Origin of the sequence: Haloglomus litoreum (assembly GCF_029338515.1) — an archaeon.
Taxonomy (GTDB): domain Archaea; phylum Halobacteriota; class Halobacteria; order Halobacteriales; family Haloarculaceae; genus Haloglomus; species Haloglomus litoreum.
Window position 1 is genome coordinate 3408142 of the sequence record NZ_CP119988.1, and the last position, 19623, is coordinate 3427764.

Sequence of the window (19623 nt, forward strand, 5' to 3'; positions counted from 1 at the left end):
TATCCCACCGTCGACCAACGAATGCGAGGCGCGCTCATCGTGCTGGACGGCTGGGGGCTCGCTCCCGAGGACCAGACGGGCCGGGACGCCGTGGCGGCGGCCGACACCCCGAACTTCGACGAGTACCGCGAGACGGGCGCCTTCGGGACGCTCACGACCCACGGCCGCGCGGTCGGCCTCCCGGAGGGCCAGATGGGCAACAGCGAGGTCGGCCACCTCAACATCGGTGCCGGCCGCGTCGTCAAGCAGGACTCCACGCGCGTCTCCGACGACATCGCCGACGGCTCGTTCTTCGCGAACGAGCAGCTGGTGTCGGCGTTCGACCACGCCGACCGGAACGGGGGACGCGTCCACCTGATGGGCCTGCTCAGCGACGGCGGCGTCCACTCGATGCAGGAACACCTCCACGCCCTCGTCGAGCTCGCCGACCGCCAGGGCGTCCCCGCGGTCACGCACGCCTTCACGGACGGGCGCGACACGGCGCCGACCTCGGGTGCGGGCTTCCTGCGGGAGTTCGAGGCCGTCACCGAGGAGTACGGCACCGGCGACGTGGCAACCGTCACGGGCCGCTACCACGCGATGGACCGCGACGAGAACTGGGAGCGCACGAAGCGGGCCTACGACGCCATCGTCCACCAGGAGGCGCCCCACGAGGCCGCCTCCGCCGTCGACGCGGTCGAGGCGTCCTACGCCCGCGATACGACCGACGAGTACGTCGAACCCACCCTGGTCGAGGGCGGGCCCGCCCTTTCGGACGGCGATGCAGTCGTCTTCTTCAACTTCCGCGCCGACCGTGCCCGGCAACTGGTCCGGATGCTCGCCGACATCCGCCCGGAGTGGGCGTTCGACACCGAGCCACCGGACGCGCGCGTCGTGACGATGACGGAGTACGACGCCACGTTCGACCTGCCGGTGGCGTACCCCCCGAACCAGCCAGTGGACGTGCTGGGCGAGGTGCTCGCGGACGCGGGGCTGACCCAGCTCCGCGCCGCGGAGTCCGAGAAGTACGCCCACGTCACCTACTTCCTCAACGGCGGCCGCGAGGTGGCGTTCGACGGCGAGGCACGCGAGATCGTGGAGAGCCCGGACGTGGCGACCTACGACCAGCAACCCGAGATGCACGCGCCCGAACTCACGGACGCCGTCCTCGACCGCATCGAGCGCGAGGACCCGGACGCGCTCGTCCTGAACTACGCCAACCCCGACATGGTCGGGCACACGGGCGACTTCGACGCCGCCGTCGCCGCCGTGGAGGCCGTCGACGAACAACTCGGGCGCCTCGTGGCAGCCTGCCACGACGCCGGCGCGCACGTCCTCGTGACGGCCGACCACGGCAACGCCGACGACATGGGGACGCCCGAGGACCCGCACACGGCCCACACGACGAACCCGGTCCCGTTCGTCTCCCTGCCGCCCGAGGGCGGTGACGGCGACGTGAGCGTGCGCGAGGGCGGCGTCCTGGCGGACCTCGCACCGACGCTGCTGGCGCGGATGGACCTCGACCAGCCCGACGCGATGACGGGCGAGTCGCTGCTGGAGTGAACTCGGAGTACGGTCGGAACGAGCCCAATTTCTCGTTTCTGGCACTGTTTAATCCCCCAATCTTTGATGATTCTTCTTGCTGAATATAGAGGATGAGTCGGGCAGAGGGTCCCGTGAGACGGGAACCGATAGGTCGAGGGGACGCGCCCCGGGTGCCGGTGGTTCCGGTTCGGACCACGGATCCGTCCAACGGACCCGCCGCGAGCGCCTCTACAACGACTGGAATAGACGAATACATCCACAGTCCGAACGCGATCGAACTGCACGATATATTCGCCAACAAAGCGTTCGTATATTGGAATCGTTATCCGCGTCAGTCACCGGTGCTGGCTGCGGCGGTCGTCTGCTCGACCACTCCACGTCCGTCGAGGTGGAGTCGCGTGATGAACACCAGCCCGACCAGGCAGGGACCGGCCACGACGAGCGTCGACACCTCCAGCCCGTAGACCGCCAGCGCCTCTGCCCCAGCGATGCTGCCCATGACCGATCCGAGCTGTCCCAGCGACAGCATGATTCCCGACATCGTCCCGACGTGGTTCGGGTCGATGTCCGCGAGCTCGCCCGGGAGGATGTAGAACATCGCCGCGAGGCCGCCGGCGAAGAACCCCGAGACGAGTAACCCGACGACGAACATCGGCAACGCCACCGCGAACCCCATGACCACGATTCCAGTGGTAATCCCGAGGATGCCCAGAATCAGCCCCAGGCGGCGTGTGTAGCGGTCCGAGAGCGGTGGGAGCCCGAGCGCACCGACCGTCGCCGCCAGCGGTGACATCCCCAGCATGTACTCCGGCACGGCGAAGGCGTGTGCGTCCGCGTACTCGGGGAGCACGGCGAGCGACCCCAGCACGGACCAGTAGGCGAGTGCGATGAGCGCGACGGCCCACGGGGTCGACGGTGACCGGAGCACCGCCGGGAACGACTCCCGGAACGGGATGCGCTCGCCCGAGGTGAACGGCACCCCGGTCTCAACGTCGGTCGGTCGCTCCTCCTCACGTGGCGACCGGACGAGGACCAACCACACGACACCCACCGCGGCGGTGAGGCCGCCGTAGAGGAGGAACACGCTCTTCCAGCTCCCGACCGCTCCCAGTACGACGCCGCCCGACAGCCCGAGCGCGACCGCGATGCCGAGCGTGTTACCGGACATGAGCACGCCCTGTGCGAGGCCGAGTTGCCCGGAAGGGAACCACTCCGTGACGACCTTGATGAGGTTCGGGTTGACCACGCCCATCCCGAGGGTCGCCAGGATGCTGACCGCGACCTGTCCGGGGACCGTCGGAACCGCAAAGCGGATGCCCGTGGCGAGGCCGGCCAGCAGCGCGCCGAAGCCCACCACGTACCGGACGGGGTACTTGTCGCCGAGGGCACCTCCCGGCAACTGCGTGAACACGAGCCCGAAGGCGATGGCCGCGAGCACCACGACGACGTTCGGCCAGGGGACCCCGAGGTCGGCCGCCATCGCCTGCTTCAGCGGTGATATCGACTGCCAGATGAGCGAGATGCTGGTCAGGTGGACGAGGAACGCGACGACGAGCACGACCCACCGGTAGCGCACGCCGCCCTCCGATTCGGCACTGGGTGACATACAGGCATCCTGTCTGAGGGAGAACGGTGGGTGTGACCCTTTGTATAGGAACCGTGTTCAAGTGGGTCCTCGTTGAAGTAGGTGGGTACTGGTGCTCCCCAAATACTGATTATGCCGACCAGCTACCCATTCGTATGCAGTTCGCCACCATCGTCTATCGCCACCCCGATGGCTTCGTGCAGTCTTTGGGGGCGGCCTTCGGCGCGCACGCGGACGTCGAGCCGGTCGCGATACACGCCGCCCGGTCGCTCGGCGACGGCACTGCGCTCATGCTCTACGAACTGGCAGGCGACGCCGACGCCGTCCGAGAGGTCCTCGCCGAGAACGAGCAGGCCACGGAGTACCGGGTGACCCAGCTCCAGAACCGCGTCGCCGCCTACATCCACTACACGCCGAACGAGACCGTCAGAAAGCTCCTCGAACCCGTCGAGGAGTACGGAATCGTGCTCGAGACGCCCATCCCGGTCCACGAGGATGGCACGTTCGAGGTCACGATGGTCGGATTCCAACCGGACCTGAGCGAGGCGTTCGAGCAGGTCCCAGAGGAGCTCGAGACGAGTATCGAGCGCGTGGGGCAGTACACCCCGAGCAACGCGAACTACTTCGGCCGGCTGAGCGACCGGCAGCGGGAGGTGCTCCGACTCGCCTACGAGCAGGGATACTACGACGAACCGCGCGGCACGACCCACGAGGAGATCGCGTCGAACCTGGACTGCTCCCCGGCGAACGTCGGCGAGATCCTCCGTCGGATCGAGAACAAGCTCGTCAACGAACTGTTCAAGGAGCCCAGTGCGCCGACAAAGGCGCCCTCCTCCTGAGTCCAGCGGCTGTACCCCGCCCGGCGGTCCGGGTGTGAGCGCCCACCGGTACAGCGCGGCCCTTGCTTCGGACCGGCTATCTTAAACCACCTATTCATGACAAGGAGAACCGGCTCCATCCGGGACACGGACTTCGAGGTATGTCGCAGAAGGCAGCGAACGCGGTCCCGATATTCGACATCGACAACTTCGGCGCGGGCGTCGAGGTCACAGAGGTCGCCGAGGACACCTACCAGTGCACGTCCTTCGCGAACTGTACGGCGTTCGAGACGGTCGAGGGGCTGGTCCTGGTCGACACCGGCCTGGCCGCGCTCTCGGAGCACGTGGCGTCGGAGCTCCGAGCGCACACCGACGCGCCGGTCCATACGGTCGTCTACACCCACGGGCACGCCGACCACGCCTACGGGCTCGACGAGTTCCTCCTCGACGGACAGGCGCCGCCGACCGTCATCGCCCACGAGGCGATGGCCGACCGGTTCGACCGCTACGCGCGGACGAAGGAGTACAACCAGGTGATCAACGGCCGGCAGCTCTCTGCCGACCCTGGCGCCGCGGAGTACCACGACCTCTGGAGCGACGACATCTTCGACTGGCCGGAACACCCGCCGACGACGTGGTACAGCGACGACCTCACCCTCACGGTCGGGGACACCACGTTCGAACTCCACCACGCCCGCGGCGAGACGGACGACGCGACGTGGCTCTACTGTCCCGACCGGGACGTGCTCTGCTCGGGCGACCTCGTCACCGCCTCCGCACCGAACGCCGGGAACCCACAGAAGGTCCAGCGCTACCCGTGGGACTGGGCCGACGCCCTCCGCGAGATGGCCGCTCTCGGCGCCGGAACGCTCCTGCCGGGCCACGGCCAGCCGATCGCCGATGACCCCGAGGCGGTCGAACGTCGGCTCCTCGGCTGTGCGGACTACCTCGACACCATCGTCGACCGGACGCTCGAGGCACTCAACGACGGCGCGCCGCCGCACGTCGACATCGTCCGCGAGGTCGACCTGCCGGAGCCGGAGGAACCCTGGCTCCAGTCGGAGTACGACTGCGGCGAGTTCATCGCGCGGAGCGTCATCCGGTACTACGGCGGCTGGTGGACCGGCCGGCCGAGCGAACTCAAGCCGGCGCGCCGCGCCGCGCTGGCTGCGGAGGTCGCCGACCTCGCGGGCGACGCCGAGACGCTGGCGTCGCGGGCAGAGGCGCTAATGGACGAGGGCGAAGAGCGGCTGGCCTGCCACCTCGCGGACTACGCGCTGGAGGCCGCGCCGGAGGACGAGGCGGTTCAGACGGCGGTGGCCAGCGTCTACGACGAGCGCGCGGAAGCCGCCGAGGACATGATGTCGGCCAACATCTTCGCGTCGGCGGTCCTCTACGCGAACGAGGGCCGGTTGTTCCGCTGAGACCTCCGGGTGGCTCTTCGGAGGCCCCACACCAGCTGAGGAGACGCGGCCGCTGTTCGAGGGCGAGGAGGCCCGCGTCACGTGGGACTACCCCATCCGCGGCGTCGAAACCGTCGAGGAGCTACCCTGGGAACCGGAGTGGCTCAACATCAAGCCCTCGCGCTTCGGTTCGGTGTGGTCGCTGTTCGACACCATCGACCACTGCCGCGAGCACGACATCCGGATGTTCGGCGGCGGACAGTTCGAACTCGACGTCGGCCGGGAACACCTCCACACCATCGCATCGCTGGTCTACCCGGACGCGCCGAACGACGTGGCGCCGACGGCGTACAACGACCCCGACCCGAGCGGCGACCTCCCCGCGAGCCCGCTCGCCTCGCCCGCCAATCCACAGGCACTCTCTGGGGGTAAGGGAATCTCCAGGGGCTACAAAACCGTACACCACCGGGGTTGTGACCGACTCGCGCACTGTATTCAGCACGGATGCTCAGAACGGTCACCGACAGAGGGCTTCAACGGAGCCTCGTTTCTGCATACCGCGCGAGCGTAGCGAGCGCGGTTTCACCGCCACGAGGGCGCGCAGCGCCCGAGTGGCGGCCTTTTTTCTGAACGTTTTTTGCCGCGAGTGGTTCCGCGCCGCAGGCACGGAACCCGAGCGGGAAAAAAGCTCGATTTCAGTCGTCGCCAGGCGCGGCCGCACCGCTGCCCGCGGAGACGCCCGTGCCGGGGCCGATGTCGATATCCAGCTCGTCCAGCTTCTCGTCGGGGACGACGCCGTCGACCCAGCCGCGGTGCTCGTAGTACTCCTCCTTCATCTGCTCGAGTTCACAGACCTCGCCCTCGGAGGCGCCCTGTCCAGGGATGGAACCGGGGTTGTCCGGCAGGAATCGGTCCGGCAGCGAGTCGTCCTCGCCGTCGAAGCCGTTGAGGTTGTTGTAGTAGCGCTCGAGGTTGTAGACGCGCTCGCCGGCCTGCATGATCTCCTCCTCACCGACGTCGAGGCCGGTCATCCCGTTGTACTGGAGGACGTACTCCTCGACGCCCTCCGCGAACGCGTTGAACTTGCAGATGTCGAACGAGTCCGAGATGGCGTGCATATCCTGGAAGGTCGCCGCCAGCTCGCCCTTGCCCCGCCACTCGTAGGGGTCGACCTTCTCGGGGATGCCGAGGATCTCCGCCGACGGGGTGTAGGCCCGCAGGTGGCACGCGCCGCGGTTCGAGGTGGCGTAGCCGATGCCCATCCCCTTCATGCAGCGCGGGTCGTAGGCGGCCATCGACTGGCCCTTGACGGCCAGCGAGTTGCCGTGGGCGTCGAACTCCTCGGCGAGGTGGTTCGGCCCCTCGGCGAGGTGGTCCGCGAGGTCGGTCTCGCGGGTCGCGACCTTCGTCAGCATCTCGACCATCTCCTCGGTGTCGCCCCAGTCGATGCCGTCGCCGAGGCCGTCGAGCTTGCCCTCCTCGGTCATCTCCATGGCCATCGCCATCGTGTTGCCCGCGTCGATGGTGTCGAGGCCGTGGTCGTTGCAGCGCTGGAGCATGAGCGCGATCTCGTCGCGCTCGGTGTGTCCGGAGTTCGGGCCCAGCGCCCACGCCGACTCGTACTCGTAGGACTCGGTGCGGACGTTCAGCTCCTCGCCCTTGTGCATCACGTCGACCTCGACCTCCTTCTTGCAGGCGACCGGGCAGGAGTGACAGGTCGGCTCGTCGACGAGGATGTTCTCGCGGACGTTCTCGCCGGAGACGCGTTCGGAGTCGTAGTCGTCGCCGCCGAACCCGTCGTCGCGAGCGTCACTCGTGGACGTGTACTTCGCGTTGCGTGCCGGGAGCCCGGACATCTCCTCGGTCGCGTTCATCAGGACGTTCGTCCCGTACAGCGAGAGGCCGCCCTCGTTCGGGCCCGTCACCTCGGACTCCTGGATGAGCTGCATCGCCTGCTGGTGGCCCTTCTTGAACGTCTCCGGGTCCGCCGGCTTCGGCATCTTCGTCGTCGACTTCACGACCACCGCTTTGAGGTTCTTGTTGCCCATCACGCAGCCGGTCCCGCCCCGGCCCGAGGCGCGGTCGTCCTCGTTCATGATGCAGGCGTATTTCACCTCGTTCTCCCCGCCCTCCCCGATGGCCATCGTCGAGAGGTTCTTGCCGTAGGCACCCTCGTGGCGCTCCTCCAGGGCCTCCATCGTGTCGTGGACGCCCTTCCCCCAGAGGTCGGAGGCATCGTGGAGGCTGACCTCGCCATCCTCGACGAAGGCGTACACCGGCTCGTCGGCGCGGCCCTCGAAGAGGAGGCCGTCGAAGCCCGCCCACTTGAGTCGCGCCCCGGACCAGCCGCCGTGGTGGCTATCCGTGACGGTGCCCGTCAGCGGGGACTTCGTGCAGATGGCGATGCGCCCGGACATCGTCACCTGCGTTCCCGTGAGCGGACCGTTCATGAACGCGAGGAGGTTGTCCTCGCCCAGCGGGTCCACGTCGGGCCCCTGGTCGAAGACGTACTTCACACCGAGGCCGCGCGCGCCGATGTACTTCTTCGCGTCCTCGTCGTCGACGCTCTCATACTGTACGTCCCCACTCGTGAGGTCCACGCGGGCGACGTGGTCCTGGAATCCGCCGAGATCTGTCATGGTGAACCAGTATCGATATGATTGGAGCGCGAACCTGTTAGAAATTGGCACCCGCCCGTAACTGTATACGGTTACATCTCCCGAGGGATGCCCGTCGATTGACGGTCTGTATATGTGCGGGTCGGTATCTACCCGACACGACCACATCCGCCGTGACGGCCGAAACCGGAACCCGTCACAGTGTGGAACGCTGACACAGGTGATGTGCCGGCCCTCGGGCCCGGCAGGCCCGGACCGTCACGGTCTTGCCGCGCGTGGACCTGCGGCTGTCCGTGACCGGTTCCAGCCCCGTAGCGCGCGCGGTCCGGCGGATCCGTCTGCTGTGCCCGCTGGCGTGGGCCGGGTTCGTCCTGTTCGCGAGCGTCGTGGAGCCGAGCGGTGGGCCGCCGGCCCCGTCGGTTCTCGGGCTCCCCGGCGACAAGGTGCTCCACGGGCTCACGTACGCGGCGCTCGCGGCCGCCGTCGCCGTCGGTCTCGCGACGCCGCGGATTCGCGACGCAGCCGCGGCCCCCCTCGGTCGGCGACCGGTCCGGCGGGTGGCCGCGGTCGCCGTCCTCGTGGCGACCGCCTACGGCCTGGCCATCGAGGGCGTCCAGTACCCCATCCCCTACCGGACGTTCGACCTGCTCGACGCCGCCGCCAACGCCGTCGGGGCGGTCGTCGGTGCCGCGTGCTGGGTCGCGGGCGTACTCGTCCGCCGTCGGGTCGGCCGCTGAGTCGGGGACGCGTCGTGGGGTCCCGAGACGAAGCCGCTTTACCCGCCGCTCGGCAAGGACCGGCAATGAGTACGGACGAGCCGAGCCCGGAGGTCTACGAGTCGGGCCGCGGGATGGACGCGCACAACGAGGCCATGCGCGAAATCCGCGCCCGCCGCGACGAGACCTACGACCCCCGCGAGCCGACCCGGGTCTGGCTCGACGAGGACAACACCCCAGACGGGACCCGGCAGTCCCTGACCATCATCCTCAACACGGGCGGCTGTCGCTGGGCCCGCGCCGGGGGCTGTACGATGTGTGGCTACGTCGCCGAATCCGTCGAGGGCGGCAGCGTCAGCCACGAGGACCTCATGGCCCAGGTCGAGAAGTGCCTGGAGCACGAGGCCGACAATGCCGACGACCCGGCGCCGCTCATCAAGATCTACACCTCCGGCTCCTTCCTCGACGAGCGCGAGGTGCCCGGCGAGACCCGCGCCGCCATCGCCGAGACGTTCGGTGACCGCGAGCGGATGGTCGTCGAGTCGCTCCCCGATTTCGTCGAGGCCGAGCGCCTCGCGGACTTCACCGAGCAGGGCCTGGAGACGGACGTGGCCATCGGCCTGGAGACCGCCACCGACCGCGTCCGCCACGACTGTGTGAACAAGTACTTCGACTTCGCCGACTTCGAGGCCGCGTGCGCTGAGGCGCGCGAGGCCGACGCCGGCGTGAAGGCCTACCTCCTCATGAAGCCGCCCTTCCTCTCGGAGTCGGAGGCACTGGCGGACATGAGATCGAGTGTCCGGCGCTGTGCGTCGGTCGACGGCTGCCACACCGTCTCGATGAACCCCTGCAACGTCCAGCGCTACACGATGGTCGAGGACCTCTTCCACGACGGCGGCTACCGGCCGCCGTGGCTCTGGTCGGTCGCGGATGTGCTGGAGTCGACGGCGGACGCCGACGCCATCGTCGTCTCGGACCCCGTCGGCCACGGCTCGGACCGGGGCCCGCACAACTGCGGCGAGTGCGACGACCGCGTCCAGACCGCCATCAAGGACTTCGACCTCCGGCAGGACCCCTCGGTGTTCGAGCAGGTGTCCTGCGAGTGCGAGCTGACGTGGGAGGCCGTCCTCGAGCGCGAGCGGAGCTTCGGGATGCCGCTCGCACGATAGCATCCGCGCAAGGTCCCGGACACGCGCTCCCCGCCGGATAGCGGCTGGTCGGCCGACCGGTTCCGGGACCAGGAAGCGCGCTCGCGCCCCCGCTGTGGAGACGGCGAGCGAAGCGAGCGTGTCGGAACACCACGGCGCGAGCGCGGGGAGGTGTGGGGCCACTAGCGCTCCGCTGGAACCACCACGCGCAGATGCTCTTGGATGCATCCTGGCGGAATCGAAGGGCGAGCGCGTGAGGGCTTCGTAGGCAGTCCGGCCGCCGCTGTCGCTGTCTCGAGGAAGCGCGAGGGCTTCGTCGCAGTCCCTCTGGTCGCCGCGGATCCGAACACACGAGCGCCTCGACCCCGGCTACCGGTCTACAGAAGCCGACCCAGGTGCTGTATTTGTGCGATAAGTTCCGAATCTGCGAAGGAACAGCCGAATATGAGAGATAACGCGGAAATGCCGGTCAGGGCGTCTCGCCCGTCTCGAGCGAGAGGTCGTCCGTCGGGTGAGCGACGCAGGTGAGCACGTAGCCGTCGTCGAGCTCCTCCTGACCCAGCATCTCGTTGTTGGAGTGGATGACGTAGTCGTCCGCGGCGCCGTTCGTGACGTGGCCCGCACAGGAGACACACTGGCCCTCGCGGCAGGCGTAGGGGAGGTCCCAGCCCTCGTCCTCGCCGGCCTCGAGCAGGGTCTCGTTCTCCTTGACCTCGACCGTCTCGCCCTCCTTGACGTACTCGACGTCGAAGACCTCGGCCTCGTCGTCCGGGATGACCGAGGGGTCCTCAGAGGGGTCGACCTCCTCTTCCTCGTCGCCGAGTTCGCCGGCGGCCTCGCCCTCGGCGCCACCGACCGCGGCGACGGCGCCGCCGCCACCGATGGAGCGGTTCATCGGTTCCGCGAAGTCCGTCTCGGGCACCTGCGCGGCCCGCCGCTCGGTGACCTCCTGTGCGATGTCGTCGGGGATGGCCTTCTCCGTCCCCTTGGAGAAGTGGATGCCGACCACGAGCAGGGCCAGCGTCGCCCCCAGCGCGACGGCGAGTGCATCGACCATACGCGCGGTTGGGAAAGGCGCTTCAAAGCCGTTGTGATTGCTCGCCCCGGCGTGTGTGACTTCGGGGGGTGCCGGGAGACCCGTGGCGGGCCTACTCCCCCTGCCGCGCGATCTCGTGGCGGCCGAAGCCGTACCGGAGCCGGTTGGCGAGCCGCCGGGAGAACCGCCCCTCGCCGTGGCCCGTCGCCCGCGAGTTGAACCGCTCGGAGAGCGCCGCGTACACCAGCGGCATCGGCACCTCCTGGGCCAGCGCCTCCTGCACCGTCCAGGTGCCGGTCGAGCCGCCCGCGACGTGGTCGGCCACGTCTCCGAGGTCGCTCCCCTCCTCGCGGAAGGCCTCCTCGCACAGCTCGAGCAGCCACGACCGGATGACCGCGCCGTTGTTCCAGGTGCGCGCGACCGACTCCATGTCCAGGTCGTAGCGCCCCTCGTGGAGCAGTTCGAAGCCCTCGCCGTACGCCTGCATCAGCGCGTACTCGACGCCGTTGTGGACCATCTTCACGTAGTGGCCCGCGCCGGAGCGACCCATCCGGTCGTGGCCCGCCGGCCCGGTCGCGACGGCGTCGAAGACGGGCTCCAGCTCGTCGTAGGCCCACGCCGGCCCACCGACCATCAGCGAGAAGCCGAGTTCGGCCCCCGCGGGCCCGCCCGACGTGCCACAGTCCAGATACGCCGCCTCGGTCGCCTCCGCCCGTCGCACGGAGTCCTCGAAGTGAGAGTTCCCCCCGTCGACGACGACATCCTCCCCGCTCAGGTGCGGTTCGAGGTCGTCCAGCGCGGCGTCGACGGCGTCGCCCGCGGGCACCATCAGCCAGATGCGCTTCTCGTCGCCGAGTCGCTCGGCGAGGTCCGCGACCGAGTCGGCCGGCTCCGCGCCGGCGTCGGCCGCGTCCGCCACCGCCTCGGGGTCCACGTCGAACGCGACCACGTCGTGGTCCCGAGCGAGTACCCTATCGACCACGATACGCCCCATCCGACCGAGTCCGATGACGCCAAGTTCCATGCCCCGACTGACGGGGGCGCACTACTGAGGGTTGTGGTGTGACCGCGAGCCGCCCGTGTCCCCCGCTGGGTCGACCCGACCGCGCCGATAAACACCCCTCTCAAACCGCCAGCATCCTCAGGGGGCGACACGCGAACGACGGCGCATGGACGACCACGGCGAGGCGGCCGACGGGGCGGGGCGCTCCAGACGGAGCGTCCTCCGGTCGGCGGGCGCCGCTGCGGCGGGGATGGTGACGCTGGCGGGGACCGCGAGCGCGGCCGAGGATGCCGGTCACACGGAGCCGACCTATCCCTCCGTGGCGTGGTTCCAGCGCGAGCAACGCAACTACGCGAAGACGCAGGAAGCACCGCGCGAGCAGGCCACCGATCCGGCGTTCCAGCAGCACTGGCAGGCACAGAGCGCCCGGAACCTCGCCGACTTCCGGACCCGCACGGTCGAAGAACCGCGCTGGAACAGCGGGGGCAACCTCTGCAAGGAGTACGCCGAACAGTGTGTCGGCGACCCCTTCAGCTACGAGGCGGGAACGACGTACGGCGACCGACACACATACGACGGTATCGAGCGCCGGCGTGTCGCGTTCCACGATTCGGGCCTCGACAGTGACGCCGGCGGCGCCCGCCTCTCCGGGTGGGTCTGGGCCCCCGCCGACAGCGAACCGGGGGACGACCTGCCGGGCGTCGTCATCACGAACGGCTCCGTGCAGGCCTCACAGACGCTGTACTGGTGGTTCGCCGACACGCTCGTCGCGAACGGCTACGTCGTCATGACCTACGATCCGCGCGGACAGGGCCGCTCGGACACGACCACGCCGGATGGCACCCGTGGGACGAACGCCGACCCCACCGTGTTCGTCACGAACCAGGTCGACGCCATCGACCTGTTCCGGGCGACACCGACGAACCGGTACCCGCACAACACGGAGACGCCGACCGAGGTGCCCGCACCAATCGCCGAGTACAACCCCTTCCACGAACGGCTGGATCGGGACCGTCTCGGCATCGTCGGGCACTCGCTGGGCGCGACCGGTGTCAGCGTCGTACAGGGGATCTCGGATGCCGACTGGCCCGGCGCCATCGACGACCACAACCCGGTCGACGCCGCGGTCGCGTGGGACAACCTGGCCGACCCGGACGAGCAGCTCGCCGGCGCGTCGGGCGACACCCTCGCGGGCTTCGGCGTGACACCACGCGTCCCGGCGATGGGCCAGTCCGGCGACTACTACCTCACGCCACAACCGAAGACCGAACCGCCCGAAGCGGACGCGAAGACCGGCGGCCTCGAGGCCTGGCGCGACGCCGGCGTCGACAGCTACCAGGTGAACGTCCGCGGCGGCACGCATTACGAGTGGTCGCTCATCCCGACCTTCCCGGCCACGTCCTGGGAGTTCGGCAACCCGATGGCCGACCACTACTCGCTCGCGTGGCTCGACCGCTACCTCAAGCGGCCAGACGAACAGGGGTACCACTCCGCGGACGACCGGCTGCTGCAGGACGACAAGTGGCGCGACCGCCTCTCGTTCTACTACCGCTCGGCACGCGACTTCACCACCCGGAGCAAGCAGGTCCGGAACTGCCGGGACATCAGGGCCGGCTGCGACGGCGCCACGCCGCCCGGCCAGGAGTGAAATCCGGGGTCAGTCCAACCGCTCCGTCTCGAGGTCGCCGTCGACCTCGCCCAGTCGCCGGGCGCGCTCCCGAGCATCGGCGGGGTCGCTCGCCACGACCACGACCTCGCTGCCGTCGCCAGCCACGCGGTAGGGGGCCGTCCCCTCGCCCTCGAACTCGGTCGCGTACGTCCGCACCGTTCCGCGAACGCGCCGCTCCAGCGTCGACAGGTCGCACTCGCCGTTCTCGAACTCCCGGAGCGCGTCCTCGATGTTCCGGAGCGCGGAGATGCGGTCCACGCCGCAGCCGTCTCGCCTCCGGGGTATAATCCTCCCGCTCGCCCGACCTCGTCGGGCTACCGCCCTCCGCCTCAGGTCGTCCGAAGGTGGCCCTGCGACGGCTCGTACACCTCGCCGCGCTGTTTGAGCTTCTCGATCTCGTGCTCGGCCTTGTCGCGGTCGGTCCCGTTCTCGACGGCCATCTCCAGCACCTCGTCGTACGGCGCACCCTCCTCGTACTCGTCCTCCAGCTCCTGGATGATGGCCTTCAGGCCCTTGATGCGGTCGCGCTGGCTCTTCGAGTGGCCCGCCTCGATCATGTCCGCGTCGAACTCGTTGGTCTCGGGGTCCATCCCAACGTCCTCCAGGGACTTGCGGACGATGTCGATGACACGGTCGGCGTCCTCCTGTTCGACCGTATCAGAGAGCCGAACCCGGGCGCTGGCCTCCGCGAGCCGCACCAGCGCCTCCAGTTTCCGGGCCGTCACCGGCACCGGCGCGTCCTCGCCCTCGCCGTGTGAGCGCAGGTCCACGTAGAACTCCTCGATGGCGCTCCGGGCCTCGTCGGTCATCGTCGGATAGCACGAGCGCTTCGCGTGCGCGACGTACTTGCGGAGCAGGTCCGCGTCGATGGCCGGTTCGACGTCCTTCGTGGCGGTCGCGACCTCCTCCTCCGAGACGTTCGCCGTCGGCACGTTCTCGCGGTGGGTGTGCAGCTCGCCCGCGTAGTTCGTGTCGATGATGTGCCGGGCCAGCTTCCGGTCCTCCTCCTCGTTGGGCTTGTCGGTGATGGTGAAGATGAGGTCGAACCGGGAGATGAGCGCCGGCTCCAGGTCGATCTGCTCGGAGATGGACTCGTACTCGTCGAAGCGGCCGTACTTGGGGTTGGCTGCACCCAATAATGAACATCTGGACTTAAGAGTTGCATTAATACCAGCTTTTGCCACGGAAATACTCTGTTGTTCGAGTGCTTCGTGCATAGCTGACCTGTCGCCCGCATCCATCTTGTCAAGTTCGTCGATAGCTGCGATACCCTTGTCCGCGAGCACGAGCGCACCGGCCTCGAGCGACCACTGGTCACCTTCGCCGAAGTCGTCGCGAACCGCCGTCGCCGTAAGCCCGGCAGCCGACGACCCCTTGCCCGATGTGTAGACCGAACGCGGGGCGATGTTCTTGACGTACTGGAGGAGTTGTGAGTTGTGGGAAACGACGCCGTTCGAGAGGTAGTTGTGTGTCCCCTCGACTTCGAGGTCGTAGACCCATTCCTCGGTTGGCTCGACAGGTTCGACCGACTCGATGCGGTCCCACGACAGGTCATCGCTTGCCAGTTCGGCTATGCCTGCCAGTTCTGTCTCGACACCGACGCCGCCATCGGCAACGGCGGCAGACTCGTTGGCAGCTTCGAGAGTGTCCAGCACGGTCCGAAGACTCTTCCGGCTCGGATTCCGGTCGCCGCGCTCGTAGTGTTGATAGGTCGAGCGCGGGAGTCCACAATCGGCCTGCGTGAGACCGAGCGCCTCACGCACGTTCCGGAGTCGTTCCCCGGCGACGGGGACGACATCGCGATTCGGATTCGACGGGCCGCCGGTCATCTTCTCGGCCGCGGCGCGCTTGCGCTCGGTGACGAATCCGATCTCGTCGACGTACCTGTCGAAATCGGCACCACTGATGCGGAGCCGATAGCTGCCGTTGTCGCGCTCGTGGAGCTGTGATTTGATGTCGAAGGAGAGCAGCAGACTCCGAACGCCAATCAGCAGCTCACGGCTCATAGAGGCCGTGACGACCGACCGCTGTTTCGGGGAGATAGTCCCTTCACCGTCGATGTACGCGCGCAGGAATGCCTGTTTCACCGGAGCGGTGGCACGCAGAATCGGCGCGGGGACGCGTTGGCCGGCCGAGTCCTCGAGTATCGCAGGCTCCAGCTCACCGAGGAAGCTCACCAGCTCGCTCGACGAGCAGACCACCTCCCTTGCAGTCTTTCCCTCGTGTGGTGACCGCTCCGTTGGGTTCAGGCCCAGGCGTTCGAGGGCGGCGGTAACGTCGTCCAGGATCTCACGGTCGTTGTTCGTCACGTAGAGGGTCCCGCTCCCCGAGTCACGGTCCTGCACGTAGCCCTCCGCGACGATGTACCCGAGGAGTCGAGCGAACCAGGGTTCCAGCGTATCGGGAGCGTCGATTCTGACGGCGTTGTTCGCACGCGACCGTCGGTACGAGACGGGCAAGTCGTCGTGCCCACAGGGTTCCAGCGACGCGGGGGTTGCGACGAACTCACCCTCGGAAATGTCGTCGGCCACGACCGGCTCGATCTCGCCCTCACGAGCAACGAACAGCGGGTGTGAGGGTGTTACGGTCACCTCCCGGCCGCTCTCCGTCGTGACTTCATACATCTGCTCCGGCGCCTCGCGCTTCCAGACCTTCGTTGCCCGACGCATCACCAGGGAGCCGTCTTCGGCCATCGACGGCACGTCGAAATCGACCTCGTCCCACACACCATCGTCGACCGGCTTCGGGTCATCGAGGTTGGATTCGACCAGGTCACGAATCCGTGGTTCGGAGCCATCCGAAAGCGTCACCCGTGTGTCCCCGCTGACGCACTTACCCGTACCCGGGTCCCCGATGAGGAGCATATGCAGGTCCCCGCGAATCCGCGAGTTGTCCGGCAGTCGCTTCGTGACGCCGGAGAACAGCTGGAAGATGATGGCCTGCTTGTGGGTCTCGTAGCCCCAGATGGAGGGGGCCATCGAGTCAACCATCTTCTGGTAGATGCCCGGGTCGTTGGAGAGCTCGATGATCTCCTGTTTGTCCTCCTCGGTGATGTCCATCTCCTCGAACTCCTCGTCCTCGACCTCGACCGAAACGCCGTCCATGTACTTCTCGAACATGAGCGACTTCTCCTGCTGGTTGCCCTGCTGTTCCAGCCGGAGGATGCCCGTGACGCGGACGTGGTCGCCGGCGGTGACCTCGCCGGTGATGTCGTCCTCGATGTTGACGTCGATGGCCTCGGGGGTCTGGCCGCCGCGGAGGCCCTCGGGCGACTCCTGCACGCGGAGCGTCTGGGCGTCCACGAACTCGGACTGCTCGAAGTTGATGTTGAACGGGCCCTGGCGCTCGCAGCCCTCGCACTGGTGGGGTTCGGTGAAGCCCGAGTGCTGGGGGATGTAGGAGAGGGTGCCACAGCGCTGGCACTCGAAGGCGGCCTCCTGCAGTTTGGGGCGGACGCTGGTCGCCTTGTTGACGGTCCCCTGCACGGCGATGAGGTTGCCGTGGTGCCGTTCGCGGATGTCACGGATACCCGTCGAGTCGCCGAGGTTGGTCATCCGGACGTGGGCGTTGCCGAGTTTCACGTCCGCCGGCAGGTCGTAGAGCCGGAGCGCCTCCTCGGCGTAGTCCTGCATCTGGCCGGGCTGGGCGACGTAGTCCTCGGCCATGTCGCGGTCGAACCGGTAGAGGTCCTCCCAGTCGATGTAGAGCGACTTGCGGTCGTTCGGGTAGGCCTGGGCCAGCTGGCCGATGTCGTCGGCGCAGTAGGTCCGGTAGAACTCCAGGAACCGGTCGATGATCTCGGTGTTGTCCGGACGGTCCATCGGATTGGGATGGGTTGTGCGCCACCGGGTAAGAAGTTTCGCGATGCAGGGTGGAACTGATTCCGCCGGCGTCCAGTCTCGCGGTTCCCGCTCTCGTCGCCGGGGGGGTCCGGACGTCTTCCAGTGGGTTCGAGCGGCCGATTTTCGGCTCCACCCGGATACTCCCGGTGGTTGGTAGTGGGAGATAAACGGCCCCGTATCGGCGGCAGAAGGTGGTTGCCGGTGGCTGTGAGCAACGCGAACGCATGACCGACCTGACACGGCGGCGGCTGCTTCGGGCCGCAGGCGTCGGCGCGGGCTCGCTGGCACTGCCCGGCGCTGCGGGAGCCGAGCCGGAGGAGACCATCAGCGACGACTTCGAGGAGCGCGAGTGGGGCTACGTCCGGAAGGACTGGCTGGAGAACCACGACCTCGAGCCGGACGAGGAGATCCCGAGCGTCCTGATGATGGACGGCTACAAGGGCGCCAGCTCCGGCGAGTCGCCGACGAGCCTCCAGACCGGGCAGGCACCGACCCACTACGTCCGGATGAGCGACGACACGCTCATCGCGGTGAGCGTCCTGACCGAGCACCCCCTCAAGCCCGCGGGGACCGCCATCGTCTGGGCGAGCGCCCGTGGGACGGGCTGTTCGGGCGGCACGTTCGACCTGTTCGACGCCCGGGGCGCGACGGACGGCCACGAACTCATCGAGTGGATCGCCGACCGGCCCTGGGCACTGGACCGGGTGGGCCTGTTCGGCGCGTCGTACTCGGCCATCCTCGCACTGACCATCGCCGCGGCGACGCCCGACGACGCCCCGCTGGAGGCGATGTGCGTCAGCGCGATGATCGGCGACCTCTATCGGGGTGCCGTCTTCCCCGGTGGCGTCCCCAACCCGGTCTTCCCGGCGTTGTGGACCCAGGCGTACCGCCGGGCACCGGACAAGGCCGGCACGTTCCACGGCGTGAGCGAGGGCGACGAGATATGCGCACAGAACGTCGCGACCCGTGGCCGCCAGCCACCGACCGAGCGGGCGGTCTGGCTCTACACCCAGCGCGAGGACGACCGCGAGTGGCGGTCCCACTCGCCGATCTTCCGGGCGGAGAGCATCTCCGTTCCGACCTACATCAGCCAGTCGTGGCAGGACGAGCAGACCGGGCCACGGGGCGGCATCGAGATGTTCAATGCCATCGACCCGGACCCGGCCTCGCCACCGGGCTGGGAGGGGACGGACCCGACGGGCGGCGGCCGCGGTCGCGAGCACGCCCACGAGGACCCGAAACTCCTGCGGACGACGAACGGTGTGCACAACACGGCCCACTCCGTCGTGCTGCGTGACGCGGCGGACTTCTTCCGCTACTGGCTCGTCGGTGAGGAGAACGGCATCATGGACGAGCCGCAGGTCAAGCACCACTTCGGCGCCACCTCGACGAGCCTCGACAAGACGGTCGGCGACTCCGGCTACGTGGCGCAGGACTCGTATTACGACGGCGGCTGGGAGCGGCTCTACCTCGACGGCGGCGGCTCGCTGTCGTTCGACCGCCCCGAGGCCGGGACGGACCAGTACGTCAGCGGGAGCCCCCGTGACGCGTGGGTGTACGGCGAGGGGCAGGTCAACTCCACCGCCGAACCCGTCACGCAGGCGAACGGGCCGGACGTGCTGTTCTACGAGACCCCCGCGTTCGCTGAGGAACACGTCATGGCGGGCCCGACGACGGCGACGCTGTTCGTCGAGTCCACGGCGCCGGAGTTCGACCTGTTCGTCCGTCTCTCCGACGTCGCGCCGGACGGGACCACCATCCCGCTGCAGCGCGGGCTCCTGCGGGCCTCGCACCGCGCCCTGAGCGAGGAACGGTCGGTCTACAACGACGCGGGCGACGTGGTCCGGCCGTACCACCCGCACACGAACCCGGAACAGCCCGTCCCCGGGCGGACCTACCGCTACGACCTGGAGGTGTTCGGGGTCGCACACGTCTTCCGGCCTGGGCACCGACTGCAGGTGAGCGTGACGACGCCGCCGCTGACGGACGGCCTCTGGGGCTACGAGCCCTCTCGGGCGCCCGGCGTCAACACGGTCCACCGGGGTGGCGAGCAACGGGCCTCCCGCGTCGTCGTCCCCCTCGAACCGTGGAGCGAGGTCGACGGCGAGAAGCAGCTGCCGACCGGCGATCAGTGCGAGTACGCCGGCTACCGCTGTCTCAGCGACGAGGGAGGTTCCGGTGGGCCGGATCTCCCGAGTCCCCCGTCGGGGCTGCCCGCCAGCCCGACCGACCTGCTCTGAGCTGGCGTCTCGCGCCGCGGA

Annotated in this window: 13 protein-coding genes and 1 pseudogene; 8 read left to right on the forward strand and 6 right to left on the reverse strand. The window is 68.4% G+C overall.

Features of this window, described 5'->3' with window-relative positions:
- The first annotated feature begins 21 nt into the window (after nt 1–21).
- Nucleotides 22–1542: a 2,3-bisphosphoglycerate-independent phosphoglycerate mutase gene (gene gpmI, locus P2T62_RS17205; protein WP_276258247.1), complete on the forward strand. Its 1521-nt coding sequence runs from the start codon at nt 22–24 to the stop codon at nt 1540–1542.
- Between the two features lie 313 nt (nt 1543–1855).
- Here the strand turns inward: gpmI and P2T62_RS17210 are convergent, their stop codons facing one another.
- Complete coding sequence (locus P2T62_RS17210; RefSeq protein WP_276258248.1) at nt 1856–3130, reverse strand: MFS transporter; 1275 nt, start codon at nt 3128–3130, stop codon at nt 1856–1858.
- 134 nt (nt 3131–3264) lie between these two features.
- On the opposite strand from P2T62_RS17210, the gene P2T62_RS17215 reads away from it, so the two are divergent.
- From P2T62_RS17215 to P2T62_RS17225, 3 genes and pseudogenes are all read left to right on the forward strand, one after another.
- Nucleotides 3265–3948: a helix-turn-helix domain-containing protein gene (locus P2T62_RS17215; protein WP_276258249.1), complete on the forward strand. Its 684-nt coding sequence runs from the start codon at nt 3265–3267 to the stop codon at nt 3946–3948.
- 140 nt (nt 3949–4088) lie between these two features.
- A complete protein-coding gene (locus tag P2T62_RS17220; RefSeq protein WP_276258250.1) occupies nt 4089–5351 on the forward strand; it encodes an alkyl sulfatase dimerization domain-containing protein in 1263 nt (420 codons plus the stop codon).
- Between the two features lie 31 nt (nt 5352–5382).
- Nucleotides 5383–5754: pseudogene (locus P2T62_RS17225) on the forward strand (hypothetical protein); the annotation flags it as partial.
- Between the two features lie 271 nt (nt 5755–6025).
- Here P2T62_RS17225 and P2T62_RS17230 read toward each other — a convergent pair.
- Nucleotides 6026–7969: an aldehyde ferredoxin oxidoreductase family protein gene (locus tag P2T62_RS17230; protein ID WP_276258251.1), complete on the reverse strand. Its 1944-nt coding sequence runs from the start codon at nt 7967–7969 to the stop codon at nt 6026–6028.
- 272 nt (nt 7970–8241) lie between these two features.
- Between P2T62_RS17230 and P2T62_RS17235 the strand changes: the two genes are divergently transcribed.
- Both P2T62_RS17235 and P2T62_RS17240 read left to right on the forward strand, forming a co-directional pair.
- Entirely contained in the window at nt 8242–8685 is a 444-nt protein-coding gene (locus tag P2T62_RS17235) for a VanZ family protein (protein WP_276258252.1), read from the forward strand.
- Nucleotides 8686–8750: 65 nt separating this feature from the next.
- The gene (locus tag P2T62_RS17240) at nt 8751–9833 is read left to right on the forward strand and encodes an archaeosine biosynthesis radical SAM protein RaSEA (RefSeq protein ID WP_276258253.1); all 1083 of its coding nucleotides are present in this window, start codon (nt 8751–8753) and stop codon (nt 9831–9833) included.
- A gap of 448 nt (nt 9834–10281) precedes the next feature.
- Here P2T62_RS17240 and P2T62_RS17245 read toward each other — a convergent pair whose 3' ends face one another.
- Complete coding sequence (locus tag P2T62_RS17245) at nt 10282–10869, reverse strand: 2Fe-2S iron-sulfur cluster-binding protein (RefSeq protein ID WP_276258254.1); 588 nt, start codon at nt 10867–10869, stop codon at nt 10282–10284.
- A gap of 91 nt (nt 10870–10960) precedes the next feature.
- A complete protein-coding gene (locus P2T62_RS17250; protein WP_276258255.1) occupies nt 10961–11872 on the reverse strand; it encodes a decarboxylating 6-phosphogluconate dehydrogenase in 912 nt (303 codons plus the stop codon).
- 145 nt (nt 11873–12017) lie between these two features.
- Between P2T62_RS17250 and P2T62_RS17255 the strand changes: the two genes are divergently transcribed.
- On the forward strand, nt 12018–13499 hold the full coding sequence (locus P2T62_RS17255; protein WP_276258256.1) for an alpha/beta hydrolase family protein: 1482 nt from the start codon (nt 12018–12020) through the stop codon (nt 13497–13499).
- Nucleotides 13500–13508: 9 nt separating this feature from the next.
- Here P2T62_RS17255 and P2T62_RS17260 read toward each other — a convergent pair whose 3' ends face one another.
- The gene (locus P2T62_RS17260) at nt 13509–13778 is read right to left on the reverse strand and encodes a DUF7854 family protein (protein ID WP_276258257.1); all 270 of its coding nucleotides are present in this window, start codon (nt 13776–13778) and stop codon (nt 13509–13511) included.
- A gap of 71 nt (nt 13779–13849) precedes the next feature.
- A complete protein-coding gene (locus P2T62_RS17265) occupies nt 13850–17341 on the reverse strand; it encodes an LAGLIDADG family homing endonuclease (RefSeq protein WP_276258258.1) in 3492 nt (1163 codons plus the stop codon).
- A gap of 245 nt (nt 17342–17586) precedes the next feature.
- On the opposite strand from P2T62_RS17265, the gene P2T62_RS17270 reads away from it, so the two are divergent.
- Nucleotides 17587–19602 carry a CocE/NonD family hydrolase gene (locus P2T62_RS17270; RefSeq protein WP_276258259.1) on the forward strand — a complete coding sequence of 672 codons (2016 nt, stop codon included), beginning with the start codon at nt 17587–17589 and terminating at the stop codon, nt 19600–19602.
- Nucleotides 19603–19623 lie beyond the last annotated feature (21 nt).